This is a genomic window from Megasphaera paucivorans (assembly GCF_900103535.1).
Classification (GTDB): Bacteria; Bacillota; Negativicutes; order Veillonellales; family Megasphaeraceae; genus Megasphaera_A; species Megasphaera_A paucivorans.
In genome coordinates this window covers 69389-85975 of the sequence record NZ_FNHQ01000011.1, presented here as the reverse complement: position 1 = coordinate 85975, position 16587 = coordinate 69389, and the positions used below count along the sequence as shown (strand labels likewise).

Below are 16587 nucleotides of genomic sequence, written 5' to 3'. Positions count from 1 at the left end.
CGGGAGGGACTGCGATGGTGAAAGTGATTACGGCCATACGAAACAAGGAATTAGATCAGGCGTTTGCCGACTGGACCAAGGGGTTTACCGCTCCAGTCAGCCGCACTTTCCGTGGGACGATGAGACGAGTCATGCGGAAGATTCCCTTTCAAACGCATGTAGGGATTCATCACGGACGCATTTGCAATAATGGCCCGTCCAGCAGTGCCATAGGGAAGTTAGCTAACAGTTTCTCAACGCCTGCATTTTTATAAAAAAACGATGTCGATGAGGCTAGCTATTATCTAGGTCAATACATTCACCGAGAACTTCTTGACACATACTCGTTCCGCTGCGCGTATATACACGCGGTACACGCCGGGCAAGCATACAGATGATTTCATAATTGATAGTGCCCAATATGTTTGCCAATTCCTCTATGGGTAATTCCGTACCTTTTTGCTCTCCAAATAATACTACTTCATCACCTGTTTTAACATCAGGAATATGTGTTACATCAATCATGCATTGGTCCATACAGATAGACCCAACTTGCTTTGCTCGCTTTCCATGTACTAAGACCTCGGTTTTGTCGGATAGCATTCGTGTATACCCGTCGGCATATCCGATGGGAAGAGAGGCAATACGTGTCGGCTTGACTGCCATAAATTTTCTTCCGTAACTTACACTGTCTCCTGTTTTGATTGTTTTTATATGATCAATACGGCATTTTAGGGATATTACTTTTTTAAAATTAAATCGAGTAATATCGATATCTGCCGAAGGGGACAGACCGTACATAATAATGCCGGCACGCACCATTTCATCGTGATATTCCGGCAAATCTAATATGGCAGCGCTGTTACAGCAGTGTCGAATACGGATGGATATATGTTCTTCCTGGAGACGGTCACATACACTTTTAAATTTTTTATATTGTTCCCTGGTAAATGTTTTATCTTCTGTATCGGCAACTGCAAAATGTGTAAATATGCCTTCTAAGATAACATTTGGCAACTTGCTGATTTTTATTATTTCCTGAACGCTTGCCTCTGAGGGTCTATAGCCGATACGTCCCATGCCGCTATCTATTGCGATGTGAAGGCTGACCGGCTTGTTTTGCCGTACAGCTTCATCAGAAAATGCGACAGCGTCTTCATAATGAAAGACGGGAGCATCAATTCCGAAATTGATTAATTCTTCGGCTCGGGAGCCAGAAGTAGGTCCGAGTACCAGTATTTTTGCAGTAATGCCGGCTTGTCGTAATTCTACGGCTTCATCGAGTACGGCTACGGCTAACCGATCAGCGCCGTTATCCAGCAATTCTTTTGAAACGATAACTGCGCCGGTACCGTACGCGTCAGCTTTTACTACGGCAGTCACCAATACACTCGGAGCAACAATACGGCGTATTTCTCGCATATTGTTGTCCAAGGCGTCTAAATCAATTTCGACCCACAGGGGACGTCTCTTTCTCATATCCAGCATAATTACCTCCATCGATCATAAAATCACCTGGAATGTACTATACAGCTGAAGATTGCTAAAAAAGCTGAAAACATGATTTGAGGAGAGCGCTTGTTTTCAGCTTTTTAGCACCTACGACAATTTTATTAAAGTATGTGTTCTACAGGTGTATAATCCAGATTCAGTGCATCGGATACCGCTTTAAATGTTACTTTCCCATCGACAGTATTTAGACCTTTTGCTAATCCCGGGTCATCCTGCAATGCTTTTTTCCAGCCTTTATTGGCGATGCTTAATGCATATGGCAGGGTGGAATTTGTCAGAGCTATAGTAGATGTGCGAGGAACTGCTCCGGGAATATTGGCTACCGCATAATGGATGACTCCGTGTTTAATGTAGATTGGATCGGTATGGGTTGTGATCTTATCACAGGTTTCTACACCGCCGCCTTGGTCAATGGCTACGTCTACAATTACAGAACCGGGTTCCATTGTTTTTACCATTGCTTCTGTTACTACTTTAGGAGTCATAGCTCCTGGAATTAATATGCAGCTGACTAATAAATCGGCTTTTTTAACCCATTGTGCCGTGATGTAGGAATTAGAAACAATGGTTTCTACTCTGCCGCCAAACATATCATCTAAATAGGCTAACCGTTCCGGATTCATATCAAGAACGGCTACTTTGGCACCTAAACCGACAGCCATTTTAGCTGCATTTGTTCCTACCGTGCCACCGCCTATGATAACTACCTGCCCCGGTTCTGTACCGGGAACTCCGCCGAGAACAACACCTTTGCCACCATATTGTTTTTCTAAGTATTGTGCACCTAATTGTACAGACATTCTGCCGGCTACACGACTCATTGGTGATAGTAAGGGCAGCGTGTTGTTTCTATCACGGATTGTTTCATATGCGATGCCGACAACTTGGTGATTTAACAATGCTTTTGTTAATGCTGGTTCGGGGGCAAGGTGCAAATAGGTAAACAGTATTTGGCCCGGATGGAACATATCATATTCCGGGGGAAGCGGTTCTTTTACCTTGACGATCATGTCGGACTGATCAAATACTTCCCGTTTGGAAAGAAGCGTAGCACCTGCTTCTTTATAAATAGCATCTGAAAATCCACTGCCTTCTCCGGCACCTTTTTCAACTAATACAGTATGTCCGGCAGTTTTTAGTGCGTGGCATCCTGCAGGAGTTAATCCAATTCGAAATTCATTGTCTTTAATTTCTTTTACCGTACCTACGATCATATAAATCCCTCCAATAATATAATAAAGTTTAGTGAATACGTATTGTTCCACCTATACAAATATATGAAATAATTGTGCCAAACAAGTAAGACTTGTAATTACGGGTTTTACAATATAAATTGGACACAAAAGTTTCCAATAGATGGAAACTTTTGTGTCCAATGGTATCAAATCATTCCATTAAATCATTTTTGTGAGAACTTTAAGTTATATTTGTGCATCTTTTTTATAATAGCTGTATGAGATATTCCTAAAGCACGGCCTAAACTGCGAGAGCTATGGTACTGCTTCATAGCCTGGACCAGCATATCATATTCTAAATGAGATATAGCTTCTGTAAGGGTAGAATGAATGTGTTGTTGAGAAAGTTGTGAATTGTCGCGTTTAAAATCAGAATCAAAAACGATGTGTTCTTGTAAAATGATAGTACCAGTTACTACATTTACAGCTCTTTCCATTACATTTTCTAATTCTCGGACATTGCCCGGCCAATCGTATTGCATTAATTTAGACATGGCAGTTTCACTGATGGTACATACACTTTTTTGAAATCTGATAGAGAAATGTTGTAAAAAATCTTGTGCCAGCAGCGGGATATCTGTGCTGCGTTCTCGTAAGGGCGGAACATATAATGGAATAACGTTTAAACGATAATATAAATCCTCACGGAATTTTCCGGTGTCAATCATTTTTTTTATATTCTGATTCGTAGCGGCGATGATTCGCACATCAATGGGCCGTTCTTCTAAACTTCCTATTCGTCTAACCGTTCGTTCTTGCAATACTCGCAGCAGTTTGGCTTGCAGTGCCATAGGCATTTCACCGATTTCATCTAAAAAAAGCGTCCCGCCGTCAGTAAATTCAAATAATCCAGGTTTGCCATTTTTATCGGCTCCGGTAAACGCGCCTTTTGCATAGCCGAATAATTCACTTTCCAGCAATGATTCCGGAATAGCAGCACAATTAATAGGAACAAATTTTTTCTGTGACCGAGGCGATGTCATGTGAATTGCTCGAGCTACAAGTTCCTTACCGGTGCCGGTTTCACCTCTGATAAACACGGTAGAAATACCGTTTGCAATTGTGTTGATAGTGTCCACAACCTGCTGCATTGTGTCGCTTTGATATACAATGTCATGAAAAACATGCTGTTTTCTGCTGGTAAAGGAAGCAACTAATTTACGAACTTCGCCGATATCTTTAAGAAGAGCCACGGCACCGTTTATTTTTCCTGCCGTATCTACGATAGGTCGTCCGCTTGTTGAATAATGACTGCTCGTTTGTTTTAGAATTATTTCCCGATTATCATATGTCGTTCCCTGTTTTAAGGTTTCCAATAAGGGAAGGTCGGAAGGAAATATTTCGGCGAATTGATGGCCGATTACTGTATTATAAGGCAGGCGAACAATTTCTTCGGCTACCGGATTATATTGTGTAATTCGCTGATTGCTATCAATAGCAATAATACCATCACTTATAGAAGATAAGATAGCTCGCAGTTCTTGAGTACGCTGCTGTCGAGGCATATAATTAATTTTTTGCACATCAATGATACTGGAAATGCTTTTCAGCTTGTCGAAAACTAAGATTATTTTTTCTTTCGATAATTGTTCAATTTCTACATATAAGGAATTGAGCTGCACTTCCATCGATAAAATATTGATATGATATGCGGTTAATATTTTTGATACATCTTGTACTAAACCAATTCGATCTACATTGGGAATTTTAAAGCATATTGTTTCCATGATATAGTACCTCCTCATACTGTATGTATACTTTCTTCTTTCTAAGGGTATACACCTGCTGAAAAAATGATTACATAGTTAAATCAAATCTAAATTGTTTTATACTATGTTGGCAAATCATAAAAATAACAGAGATAATAAATGGTCATGAATAAAAATAAAAAAATAATTCGAATAAATGTATTATTATGCATCTTGTAAAACGAAATAGTACAGATATGAAAACACCTAAAATAATTATACTAAAGATACATTTCATTAATTCTTTTTTTGCATTAAAAATTATAACCCCATAAAATGTACACTGTCAAGAGAAATTTGTTTTTAAAATTTGAACGTTTGATTTATTTATTTTTTTAAATCATGAACAAAAAATGTGAATTTAATCTATTTATAGCAACATAAATAAATGGGTAAAGAAAAAATATTATTTTTAATATAAATATAACGAACAGCGTTCGTGTTTTTTAATTTTTTACATGTCCGCTATGAATAAACATTTTTAATGGATAATTTCATACAGAATCTGCGAAGGTATTAAAAAATATTTACAAAAACACGACCTGCGTCATTGAATTATACGATAAATAATAAAAGATTATTTATGCAATACAATGATCGTTAAAATATATATGGAGGTGGAATAAGAGTATCGGTCATCTTTATTTTCTTACGTTGCGGGACGTTACAGTGAGAGGGTATCATTACTGATTTATAATGCAAAAATAATATATATAAAATAAGTGATTGTAATTCATTGAATTCTTGTGATATGATTAGCATTATTTAAAATATTAAAAATAATAGAATAAATTCATAAAATAATAATTTAAAATAACGTAAATAGAATATTATAAACAAATATTTAAAAATATTGACATTAAAATTATATCGTGATATTATCACGATATAAGCTCGAGCCGTAAAAAATATAATATAGCTGTATGGAAATAAACGCGTTATTTCCATACAGCTAAAAGTTGACAGGAGGTTTTAAAATGATAAAAAATGAATCGAAAATTAATGATGATGCGATGGTAAATGTACGTCGCAGTGCTACAGAACATCGTGCGACCTGGACCGGTCTGACGTATGTAAAAGCATGTGAAGCGGGTAAGGCTGAGTTTGCAGAAAAAATTATTCGTGAAGCGGTTGCTGCCACGGGAGTGATGCAAGGAAATGAGATAAAAGAAGCGTGTCCTAATCCGGATGATTTGAGCGTTTTTGGGGATACTTTTTTACCACCTGATGCTGTCAAAACTTTTGAACTTGAATATGTCACAAAAAATGCAGATAAATTAGAAATGCATTTTCATTATTGCCCACTGTTGAAGGCATGGCAGAAATTGGGTTTTGACGAAGCTGCTTGCGAAAAGCTTTGTGATATTGCCATGGATGGAGATCGGAATATTGCAAAAGCGATGGGTTATGATTTTGAATTGGGTGATACGATAGCGAATGGGTGTCCGACTTGCCATATCACATATTCTAAAAAGAAATAAAAATTCTAATTAAGGAGTATTGTTATGGATACAAAACAATATACTAATTATCTTACTATCCTGAAGGAAGAACTTATTCCGTCTATGGGCTGCACTGAACCGATTGCCGTGGCATTATGCGCAGCAAAGGCCCGGGAAGTACTAGGCATGATACCGGAGCATATGGTTGTGTGCTGCAGCGGGAATATCATCAAAAACGTAAAAGGTGTCGTGGTTCCTAATTCCGGTGGCCAAAAAGGCATTGCACCTGCTGCAATTTTGGGTGTTTTGACAGGAAAATCGGAAAAAGGTTTGGAGGTTATTGCCGAAGCCGATGAGGATGCCATAGAAAAAACAAAAAAATTGTGTCTCACTGATTTTTGTACATGTGAATTGGCAGAAGGGGTAGAAAATCTATTTATCCGTGTTGAATTAAAACGTGGGTTAGACACGGTAATTGTAGAAATCCGTACCAATGATGATCATGTAGCACTTATTCAAAAGAATAGCGATATTTTATTTTCCCAACCGGATATATCTGAATCGCGGGCAGGCGATAAGAGCAAACTTAATATTAAAGACATATATACATTTGCCAATGAAGTTAATATGAATGATGTACGTGAGGTGATAGGCCGCCAAATTGAGTATAATACGGCGATTTCTCATGAAGGCTTGATTCATGACTGGGGGGCGGCTGTGGGTAGAACGTTATTGTCGGCGGAAGAGCAAGGTATTCGGACAAAAGCAAGAGCTGCGGCTGCAGCTGGTTCCGATGCCAGAATGAATGGGTGTTCTATGCCCGTAGTTATCAATTCCGGAAGTGGTAATCAAGGGATTACTTGTACGATGCCTCTCGTGGTTTATGCGAAAGAAACCGGGGCGTCTGAAGAACTCCTCTATCGCTCCTTGGTACTAACGAATTTAATGGCACTATATCAAAAATTTTTTATTGGTAATCTTTCTGCGTATTGCGGCGCTGTATCTGCGGGAGCTGCCGCAGGTTGTGGGATCGCCTATCTTTACGGAGAAACGCTGGAAGTTATCGAACATACATTGATAAATGCAATCGGAGATGTTGGCGGGATTGTATGCGATGGTGCAAAAGCGTCTTGTGCTGCTAAAATTGCCAGTGCTGTTGATGCCGGTATTTTAGGATATGAAATGGCTAAACGCAATCGGTGTTTTCCCTTTGGCGAAGGGTTGGTTGAAACGAGCGCGGAACAAACGGTACAAAATGTTGGCCGTGTAGGCCGCGTGGGCATGAAAAGTACGGATATCGAAATTTTAAATATTATGTTAGGGGCGTGAGCTCTGCAATACGTATGTACGGCCATGCAGCTGAGTAAGTCTAATTGCATATAGACACTACTCTGCTGCATGTTGTGTATAGGAAACCATAAGGAAAACAATACGTATATTTGACGGGAGATGACATAATGGAAAATAGAATCCGATTTAAAAAGGTGTTTATATTGGCCGGTGCTATATGCGCATATTGGATAGGTGCAGGATTTTCAACGGGTCAGGAAGTTCTTCAGTTTTTTGCGGTAAATGGTATTAATGGTCTGTGGGCAGCCTTTGTCTGCTGTGCTTTAATTTGTACGTTCTCTTATATTTTATGGAATGCAGGAAACCGTGAGAAATTTTCAAATCCTTATAATGTTTTTGAATACTATTGTGGGAAATATTTAGGACAAGTATATATTTGGTTTAGTGTAATTTTAAGTTACGGTATATTTGTTGTGATGATGGCCGGCGGCGGTGCTACTATTCATCAATATTATGTAGTTCCCGAATATCTCGGTACAGGATTTATCGGAATACTTTCCTTACTTACCGTATTGCTGGGAGTAGATAAGTTAATTAATATCATCGGAGTGATAGGCCCTATTAAAATTTTTTTTGTGGTCATTATTGGAATTGCGGCAGTGGCAACGGCTCTGGCAAAGCCTGATATGCTTATACAGGGAAGCGCGTTGATGCCGCAGCTAGGTTTTAAATCCGCTTCTGGCAATTGGGCTTGGTCCGGGGCCTTGTATGCCTTTTTAGCTTTGATGATGAGTACGCCGTTTCAAGTTACTTGCGGATTAAAAGCGGCAAACAAATGTGAAGCACGTGCCGGGGCGATAACTGGCGGCATTTTGTTTACTATCGCTATCTTATTTTTGGTATTTGCTGAAATTGTGTATCACGATATTATTGTAGGACAACAGGTTCCTACTTTAGCTATTGCCAATCAAGTTTCGCCGGTTTTGGCATTAGCGTTTACCGTTATTATTGTCTTATGTATTTATTCTGCTGTTGCCTCTGTTTTATTGATGGTTGTCCGTAAATTTGCCGTAGATAAAACAAAGAAATTCAATAGTATTGCGGTTGTATTAACTGGTATAGGCATGTTTTTTGGCAGTACCATTCCGTTTGATAAACTGGTTAATCTTTTGTTTCCCATCACCGGGTATGCGGCTATTGTCTTTGCGGTTTTAATGGTTGCTAAGGAAATTAGATTAAAAAATGGTTCTGATAAAACAGAAAAAGGGGAAGGCAATATGTCTGTTTAGGAAAATATAACTCAATAGATTTTTTTCAGTGTCGTTGAAATGAATTATTTTTAAAATTAAAAACTCCTTTTATCGCAGTGAATTTTTTTATGAAGCTGTGATAAAGGGGGTTTTTGTAATATTCAGTGATAAAACTGCATAAACTTGACTTTTAAAAAAATTGCAGGATATAATGGAAAATAAGACAGGGGGACGGCTGAACATGAAGAATACATCTCGCACTACTTTAAAAGATCAAGTTTACGTGCAATTATTTACAGATATAATTAATGGAGTATATTCTGCGGATACCGTTTTAACAGAAAAATTTCTGATGGAAAAATACCAGATGAGCAGAGCGCCTATCAGAGAAGCATTGCTCCAATTGACCGGGAAAAAATTTTTGGTCAGTATTCCTAGACAAGGCTATAAAATTATGTGTCCGGACAAAAAACTTATTATGGAATTACAGCGTTACCGCGCAATTATGGAACCTGCTTTTTTAGAACGCAGTGCGGATAGAATCAAAGCAGAAGATCTGCGAGAACTTAGAGATATCTGTGAGCAGTATGCTGGATGTCCTTCTGATGACTATATGACAAGATGGCGGCATAACTGCAAATTTCATTTAAAGATATTTTCTTTAAATGAAAATATGTATGCATACGAAATACTTAAAAATATTTTATATGTTGAAACCATTTATTTTGTACAGGCAAAAGTTTTTTCTACGATGGATTTGCACTTAGCTGTTGTCGATTATTTGGAAAAGAAGGACATTCCTATGGCAATAAAACTGTTGGAAGCGGATATTGACCATTTAATAGCGAAGGCATAGATATTGGATAATATTAAAAATAATAGTAAAGAAAAGTACTATCTATGAAAGCATATCAAGTGAAAATTACAATCAAAAATTTGCATCCGCTAATTTGGAAAATCAACGGGCATGCTATATTACGTTAGAAATCGTATTGTTTGATTAGAATAAAAAATATCCTTGTGTATTAATAAAGATTTCAGTTCTCCTGCATCTAATACTATTTGTGTGAATGATAGAGAACATCATACGTACATTTTTGAAAGTGTTTAAGAGAAGTAATTACGAATGGTGCAAGATATAAATAGAATAATAAAAAAAACAGCTATCATAACGGATATTTGTTAAGGATGGCTGTTTTTTGCTAGTTTGGAACTGCATTAATTAAGGTATATAGTAAAATAAAACGGTTTCTCATAGATGAATATCCATTGCTGTGGTACGAAATAAAGCGGGAAATGGACGTTAGCATCGTACTTCCTTGTTTATTATTAATATGGTTTTTTGCAGGACGTGTACTGCTTTGACTAAACTTTCCACGGCAGTATATTCTTCCGGGCAATGACTTTTCCCATCCTTGCTTGGGATAAAAAGCATGGCGGTTGGTACTTTATGTGAAATGGGTTGAGCGTCATGACCGGCGCCGCTGCTCATTGTCATATAGGTATAGTTGCTTTTCGATATAGCCGATTGTAAATATTTTTGCAGCTGGGGATTCATTTCTGCTGGTTCACTACAGAAGGTTTCTTTCAAATTATACGTTACACCTCGCAGTAATGCTTCTTGTTTCACTTCTGATGCAATTTTACTGCTAATTTCTGTTATGTCTATCATGTTCCGGCTTCGAATATCGATTGTGAGTGTGGCTTGAGATGCGATAGTATTAATTGTATTAGGAACTATTTTGCAAAATCCGACGGTAGCTACCGCATCGGAGTGCTGCAACGCAGCCTCTTCTACAGCTGAGATTATCTTTGCGGCTGCTGCTAGTGGGTCATGACGCATGAGCATCGGCGTTGTACCGGCATGATTGGCTTGACCGCACAGTGTTATTTCATAGCGGCGCAGCCCAACAATACGATCGACAATTCCCAAATCACATTTTTTCTGATCCAGTATGGGACCTTGTTCGATATGTACTTCTAAAAAACAACGTATTTCATCAAGATTCCAAGCAGTATCTGCGATATGTTCCGGATCTAAGCTCATGGAGTTCATGGCATCATATATACTGATCCCGTTTTTGTCGCGAATTGTTTTTAAGTCGCTGACAGTCCAACCGCCTAGAAATGCTTTGCTGGAAAAATAACTACCGTCGAAGCGAATGCCTTCTTCGTCGTTTAAAGCGATAATTTCGAGCGTGTAATCCAATTCCTGATCAGCTAAGAGACGAGCAGTTTCAATACCGCAAACAATACCGGCGATTCCGTCAAAAGGACCGCCGCATTTCACGGAATCATAGTGTGATCCGATAATGATTCGTTTTTTTGTTTTTCCGCGGTGGATTCCATGCACGGCTCCTGATACATCTATATAGGATTCCAAACCGATTTCACGCATACGGAACTGCAAATATAAAGCGGCTTGTTCCGCTTCTTTTGTAAATGGTAATCTGGTTACACCGGTAGTGTCTGCTGAAAATTTCATCATATCCTGCAGCATTTTTTCCAAATTATCACTGACTATTGTATTGGTCATACTAGAATCTCCCCCTAAAACATAGATATATAATTATTATTATATCTGCTGAGAGGTATTGTTGTCATGCGAATATGGTAATTTATCGTTTGAAAATATGTTTTTCGACAGATGGCGAAAGACTTCTCCTATAGCTCGATTGTATGTGAACGTTTGATTTTTCTAATTCAATAGCCGTAGCGCGATCATTATACCCATACCGATTGTTAGTGTAATCATGATGTTTTTGCTTTTATAGGCGGCAGCGGCAGCGGCTATACCGGCGATAAGGTAGTGATTTTGCAGAGAAAAATCCATTTTTCCTTGCGGCAAGAGTAATGCAGGCACAATTAATGCGGTTAAAATGGCAGTGGGGATATGTTTCAGCCATCGTGCTAAGGAAGAAGACAGGCCTTTTTGATTTACTATGGCGATACAACTGAAGCGGGTGATAAAAGTTACAGCTGCCATGGCAATGATGATATAGAATATTTCACTTCGCATATTTTTTTGCTCCTTCCAGCAGACTCGCAATAAATATGGAACCTAAGCAAGCTGCTATCATATATAATTTTCCGGGAAGATAAACGGCACCTATGACTGCCAATATAGCAGCGGTAATACTGACGGCAATACTGACAAAATCTTTCAGTCGGGGAAGCAGCAGTACTAAAAAGGTAGCAGGCATGGCAAAATCAAGGCCCCAAGACAGGGGATCGGGAATGTAGCTTCCAACCAGAACACCTGTCAAAGTAGAAAGGTTCCAGATGATATAAAAACAAAGGCTGACACCCAGTTGATAGGAGGAACTGTAACTATGCCGACATGTATGGCTGATTGTTACAGCATAAGATTCATCAGTCATTAGAAACGATAAAAGTAATTGCTGCGGGCGTGTTTGATTGATCATGTAAGGCGCCAAGGAGGCCCCCATCAACATATGACGTGCATTGACTAACAGTGTAGTTAATGTGATAAGGCCAATTCCGGCTAAACCTGTACCCAGCATAGTAATTGCGATGAATTGAGCAGCTCCTGCAAAAACAAGTAAAGACATAAAAAGTGTTTCAGTTGGAGTAAGTCCTGCGGTAAGTCCTATGATTCCGCACGTAATTCCGAAAGGAACTATGCCTAAAAGAAGTGGGCATCCATCTAGAATTCCTTGCTGAAAATCCGCATCAAAGAATCGGAAATTGGACAAAAATATAGTACGTTTACTATGCATAAAAATACCTCCCCTTACGTGAGTTGATGTAGTAGTTCATAGTATAACATTGTCATTTTATACATACAATGTTATAATTGCATGCAATACAATTTGGAAGGGCGGATGGGTGTATGCCAATCAATTCTTTTGATGATTATCCTATGAGCTGGAAACCTGATATTGAAAAGTGTATGGGACCTCTTTATAAAACAATTGCGCAACAATTGGAAAATGATGTCCGGGAAGGGGTTTTGACTCCGGGTACACGATTGCCGCCGCAGCGGGAATTGGCGGATTTTTTGGATATCAATGTAAGCACTGTTTCCAGAGCATTTAAATTGTGTGAACAAAAAGGTATTATTTGTTCGACTGTTGGCAATGGTACTTTTGTTGCGTCTGATGCGGCTGCTGATCCGTTTTTATTGTCTGAAAAAAATTTGTCTGATATTATTGAAATGGGTCCGGTTTTTCCTTCGAAGAATAGTAACGGGATTATTGCGGCACAGATGGAAAAGATGATTGCAAAACCGGATTTTCCGGAACTTTTTCAATATGGACGAATTAATGGAACGTTGTGGCAAAAGGATACGGCGGCAAAATTAATACGCCGGGCAGGGTATGATGTAAAATCATCTCAAGTATTGCTTGCCAATGGAGCTCAAAATGCTATTATAGCTGTGCTGGCGGGACTTTTCCGTGCAGGAGATGTGATCGGCACTTGTGAATTTACATATCCGGGGATAAAAACGGCGGCGAATATGCTGGGGATACGTTTATATCCTATTCCATCGTGTGATGATGAGGAAATAACTGCTGAAAATTTATTGTATGCTTGTAAAAATGGCAATATAAAGGGAGTGTACATTATACCGGATATGCATAATCCTACGACACATACCTTGTCGGAAACAAGCAGAAATGCGATTGCTGATATTGCTAGGAGAGAACATTTAATTGTAATTGAAGATGCTATTCACAGCTTGTTGTATGATACGCCGCGCATACCGATTGCAGCGCGCGTTCCGGAACGAACCATATATATATCGAGTCTTTCTAAAGTTATTTCACCAGGGCTGCGGATGGCATTTTTGGCTGTTCCTGAAAGTTGCAGGCAGAAATTGACGGAAGCGTTATACAATATGAATATCTCCGTGCCGCCCATGATGGCGGAGCTGGTATGCCGGATGATCGTATCTGGAGATGCAAGAAAAATCATAGAAGAGCATCGTAATGAAAATAGACAGCGAAATACTATTGTAGACAGGTATTTGAAAAATTATGATGTTCGAGGCGTGCCAGAAGGGATTATGCGCTGGCTTATTCTGCCATCACATATTACAGGAGAAGCGTTTGCAGCAAGCGCGTATCAGCGGGGCGTGCATGTTTATGGAGCCGAGTGTTTTGCTGTAGGAAATGCGAAATCTGTAAATGCCGTAAGATTGGCTGTAGCAGCTCCGGGAACACATGAACAGCTGGCTGACGGGGTACAGCTCATTAAAAAAATGCTGGATGAAAGGTGTGCAGGTTATTAATAAAGAAACTATGCATACGTCTATAAAAAGTTATGCATGAAAACAAATTATCCAAGCCGCATATATATTTTTGATAATAATATTGCGGATAATGGTATGATATAATAATGATGTAACTAAAATTGAGGTGAAACAGGAATGACGGATACTATATATGGAGAATATGTCCCGGCACTGGAAGCCGTGTTGAACGATCTGGTAAGGCGTATTCAAGCATATAATGAAAAAGAGAAAAAACAAAACGGAGAAGCCGCGTATGAACATTTGATTTATCGTCTTAAATCACAGGACAGCATGACGGCTAAGTGCCGGCGCAAGGGATTGCCGCAAATTCCGCATTCGGCTGTACATGATATACGGGATGCAATCGGACTCCGGATTGTCTGTCGGTTTATTGATGATATTTATGTTAATGTAAATTATATTAAAGCATTTACAGAATGCCGTGTGGTTCAAGAAAAAGATTATATCAAACATGTTAAGCCGAATGGATATCGCAGTTATCACATGATTATCGAACTGACAGAGCCATATAAAGATGTAGACGGGGTAAATCCGGGACACTTTTTTGCGGAAATACAAATCAGGACAATTGCCATGGATTCGTGGGCCAGCTTGGAACATCAAATGAAATATAAGCATGATATTCAGAATCCAGAAATGATCGTGCGGGAATTGAAACGATGCGCAGATGAGTTGGCAGCTTGTGATGTATCTATGCAAACTATACGAAATTTAATTCATACGGTGCAGTAGATTCAGGGGGAGTGTGAATAGGATGAGAATATTGCTGGCAGAAGACGAACGTGATATGTCGGCAGCGTTAACTGCTATATTGCGTCATTCCGGATATGAAGTAGATGCTGTATATGATGGAGCGGCAGCAGTAAATAAAGCACAGGAAAATACATATGATTGTATGGTTTTTGATATTATGATGCCTAAGATGGACGGGGTTGAAGCGTTAAAGCACTTACGAGGCAAAGGGGATGTAACACCAGTCATTATGTTGACAGCTAAGGCTGAAATTGATGATCGAATCAGTGGTCTTGATGCAGGTGCAGATGATTATTTGACAAAACCATTTGCAATGGGTGAATTATTGGCACGTATCCGATCCATGACGCGCCGCCTTAGTTCTTTTACGCCGACGAAGCTTTCTGTAGGCACGGTTGCTTTGGATGTGGAAGAACAGGAATTATCTTGTAAAAATTCTATCCGTCTGGCCAATAAAGAGACGAAGCTTATGAAATTTTTTATGCTGAATGTTGGAAAAGAACTTTCAACAGAAGTGATTTTTTCACATGTTTGGAAAGATGAAACGAATGTAAATATGACTATTGTTTGGATATATGTATCCTATTTGCGGGAAAAATTGGAATCTATTGATGCAGATATTCAGATTATAGGGGAAAGAGGCAAGAAATTTTTACTGACAGAAAGAAGAAAGTAACACTACATGTAAAGGCAGGTGACATCAGACATGAACATGATAAGGGATCTGCGGAAAAAGTTTATTCTAGTTGCTACGGCAGCTGTCGTTATTATTGTTGCCGGAGCACTGGGAATGATCAATACAATTGCGTATATGCGCATGCATGCCCAAGTGGAATCGGTTCTTTCCTATATTACACAGAATGGTGGAAATGTGCTGCCTAAAAAAATACCTCCGGATAGCAGCTGGTTTGGAGATTCTAATTGGTCAGATGACACTCCGGAATTTTCCTATCAAACTCGTTTTTTCAGTGTACTGGTCGATCCTGATGGATATGTAAAAGAAATTGACCTTAAGCATATTGCTGCTTTTACGGAAAATGAAGCAATTCAATACGCGCGGACTACGGTACAGGAAGGAAAGATCAAAGGATTTTTCAAAAAAGACAGAGCTAGCTATGCGTATATGATCACTAAAAATAAAGACGGAGATTTTCTTATCGTTATTATGGATTGCACACGGGACGTAGGTGCGGTAGAGGCCTTTATGAGGTACTCTGTAATGCTTGGATTCATTTGTATTTTACTGTACGTGTTTATTTTGGCGGCGTTGTGTAACTTGGCGATTAAGCCGTTTGTGCGTAATATGGAAAATCAGAAACGGTTTATCACCAACGCGGGACATGAATTGAAAACACCGATTGCTATTATTTCCACTAATACAGAAGCAATAGAACTTATCAATGGAAAAAATGAATGGACTGGCAATATTTTAAAACAAGTAAAGCGATTGTCTAATTTAATTGATGATCTGATTATGTTGTCTAAAATGGGGGAACGTTCTAATGTAGATCTTACTATCACTACATTGAATGTCTCTGAGACTGTTACGACTGTGGCCGAGTCGTTTCGACAGATGGCAAAGGATCAGGGAAAACAGCTGAATTGCCGTATTGTTTCTCCGGTCTATGTGCGGTCTGATGCGAAATGTGTATATGAACTGATAAATATTCTTGTTGATAATGCTGTCAAATATTGTGATGATGAGGGTGTCATTGATGTTGTTCTTGCAAAAGAAAAGAGGAAAAAGGTTGTCATTGCTATTTCCAATACCTATGCTGAAGGGGCAGCTATTGATTATTCTCGATTTTTTGAACGGTTTTATCGTGGGGATGTATCTCATAATAGTCAGAAAAATGGATATGGTATTGGCTTATCTATGGCAGAGGAATTAACACAGCTTATTAAGGGAAAAATTCAAGTGTCTTATACGGATGGGAAAATTACGTTTGTTGTCAAGATGAGTACGAGTACATGAGTTTTTTGCATATAAGTTTTTAACATTATATTATGTTTTATAAAGAGAACTGACATTTATTTTTTTAATGTCAGTTCTCTTTTTGTAACAGGAATGTAACTTATACGTAACTGTTGCTTGATATA

General features: G+C 38.8%; 15 protein-coding genes. 9 read left to right on the top strand and 6 right to left on the bottom strand.

Features of this window, described 5'->3' with window-relative positions; all coding sequences use genetic code 11:
• The first annotated feature begins 14 nt into the window (after positions 1-14).
• Positions 15-254 carry a hypothetical protein gene (locus BLR11_RS06675; protein ID WP_091649762.1) on the top strand — a complete coding sequence of 80 codons (240 nt, stop codon included), beginning with the start codon at positions 15-17 and terminating at the stop codon, positions 252-254.
• 19 nt (positions 255-273) lie between these two features.
• Here the strand turns inward: BLR11_RS06675 and alr are convergent, their stop codons facing one another.
• The 3 genes from alr to BLR11_RS06660 all read right to left on the bottom strand — a co-directional run bounded on the left by alr (position 274) and on the right by BLR11_RS06660 (position 4453).
• A complete protein-coding gene (gene alr / locus BLR11_RS06670; RefSeq protein WP_091649757.1) occupies positions 274-1467 on the bottom strand; it encodes an alanine racemase in 1194 nt (397 codons plus the stop codon).
• Positions 1468-1592: 125 nt separating this feature from the next.
• A complete protein-coding gene (gene ald, locus BLR11_RS06665; protein WP_091649753.1) occupies positions 1593-2705 on the bottom strand; it encodes an alanine dehydrogenase in 1113 nt (370 codons plus the stop codon).
• 185 nt (positions 2706-2890) lie between these two features.
• Positions 2891-4453 carry a sigma 54-interacting transcriptional regulator gene (locus tag BLR11_RS06660; protein WP_091649750.1) on the bottom strand — a complete coding sequence of 521 codons (1563 nt, stop codon included), beginning with the start codon at positions 4451-4453 and terminating at the stop codon, positions 2891-2893.
• 998 nt (positions 4454-5451) lie between these two features.
• On the opposite strand from BLR11_RS06660, the gene BLR11_RS06655 reads away from it, so the two are divergent.
• The 4 genes from BLR11_RS06655 to BLR11_RS06640 all read left to right on the top strand — a co-directional run bounded on the left by BLR11_RS06655 (position 5452) and on the right by BLR11_RS06640 (position 9312).
• The gene (locus tag BLR11_RS06655) at positions 5452-5955 is read left to right on the top strand and encodes an L-2-amino-thiazoline-4-carboxylic acid hydrolase (RefSeq protein ID WP_091649747.1); all 504 of its coding nucleotides are present in this window, start codon (positions 5452-5454) and stop codon (positions 5953-5955) included.
• Between the two features lie 24 nt (positions 5956-5979).
• Positions 5980-7245, top strand: a complete 1266-nt coding sequence (locus tag BLR11_RS06650) for an L-cysteine desulfidase family protein (protein ID WP_091649744.1) — start codon at positions 5980-5982, stop codon at positions 7243-7245.
• Positions 7246-7373: 128 nt separating this feature from the next.
• Positions 7374-8495 (top strand): YkvI family membrane protein, encoded by a 1122-nt coding sequence (locus BLR11_RS06645; protein ID WP_218118737.1) that lies wholly within the window; start codon positions 7374-7376, stop codon positions 8493-8495.
• Positions 8496-8697: 202 nt separating this feature from the next.
• Positions 8698-9312, top strand: a complete 615-nt coding sequence (locus BLR11_RS06640; protein ID WP_091649741.1) for a GntR family transcriptional regulator — start codon at positions 8698-8700, stop codon at positions 9310-9312.
• Between the two features lie 447 nt (positions 9313-9759).
• On the opposite strand, the gene BLR11_RS06635 is transcribed toward BLR11_RS06640, so the two are convergent.
• From BLR11_RS06635 to BLR11_RS06625, 3 genes are all read right to left on the bottom strand, one after another.
• The gene (locus BLR11_RS06635; RefSeq protein ID WP_091649738.1) at positions 9760-10992 is read right to left on the bottom strand and encodes a M20 family metallo-hydrolase; all 1233 of its coding nucleotides are present in this window, start codon (positions 10990-10992) and stop codon (positions 9760-9762) included.
• Positions 10993-11154: 162 nt separating this feature from the next.
• Positions 11155-11475: an AzlD domain-containing protein gene (locus BLR11_RS06630; RefSeq protein WP_091649735.1), complete on the bottom strand. Its 321-nt coding sequence runs from the start codon at positions 11473-11475 to the stop codon at positions 11155-11157.
• On the bottom strand, positions 11465-12196 hold the full coding sequence (locus BLR11_RS06625; protein WP_091649732.1) for an AzlC family ABC transporter permease: 732 nt from the start codon (positions 12194-12196) through the stop codon (positions 11465-11467). The genes BLR11_RS06630 and BLR11_RS06625 overlap by 11 nt, the downstream gene beginning before the upstream one ends.
• A 113-nt stretch (positions 12197-12309) precedes the next feature.
• On the opposite strand from BLR11_RS06625, the gene BLR11_RS06620 reads away from it, so the two are divergent.
• From BLR11_RS06620 to BLR11_RS06605, 4 genes are all read left to right on the top strand, one after another.
• Positions 12310-13710, top strand: coding sequence for an aminotransferase-like domain-containing protein (locus tag BLR11_RS06620; RefSeq protein ID WP_091649731.1), 1401 nt, complete (start codon positions 12310-12312; stop codon positions 13708-13710).
• A 138-nt stretch (positions 13711-13848) separates the two neighbouring features.
• Entirely contained in the window at positions 13849-14466 is a 618-nt protein-coding gene (locus tag BLR11_RS06615; RefSeq protein ID WP_091649729.1) for a GTP pyrophosphokinase, read from the top strand.
• A gap of 22 nt (positions 14467-14488) precedes the next feature.
• Complete coding sequence (locus BLR11_RS06610; protein ID WP_091649727.1) at positions 14489-15163, top strand: response regulator transcription factor; 675 nt, start codon at positions 14489-14491, stop codon at positions 15161-15163.
• A gap of 30 nt (positions 15164-15193) precedes the next feature.
• Positions 15194-16462 carry a sensor histidine kinase gene (locus tag BLR11_RS06605; RefSeq protein ID WP_091649722.1) on the top strand — a complete coding sequence of 423 codons (1269 nt, stop codon included), beginning with the start codon at positions 15194-15196 and terminating at the stop codon, positions 16460-16462.
• Positions 16463-16587 lie beyond the last annotated feature (125 nt).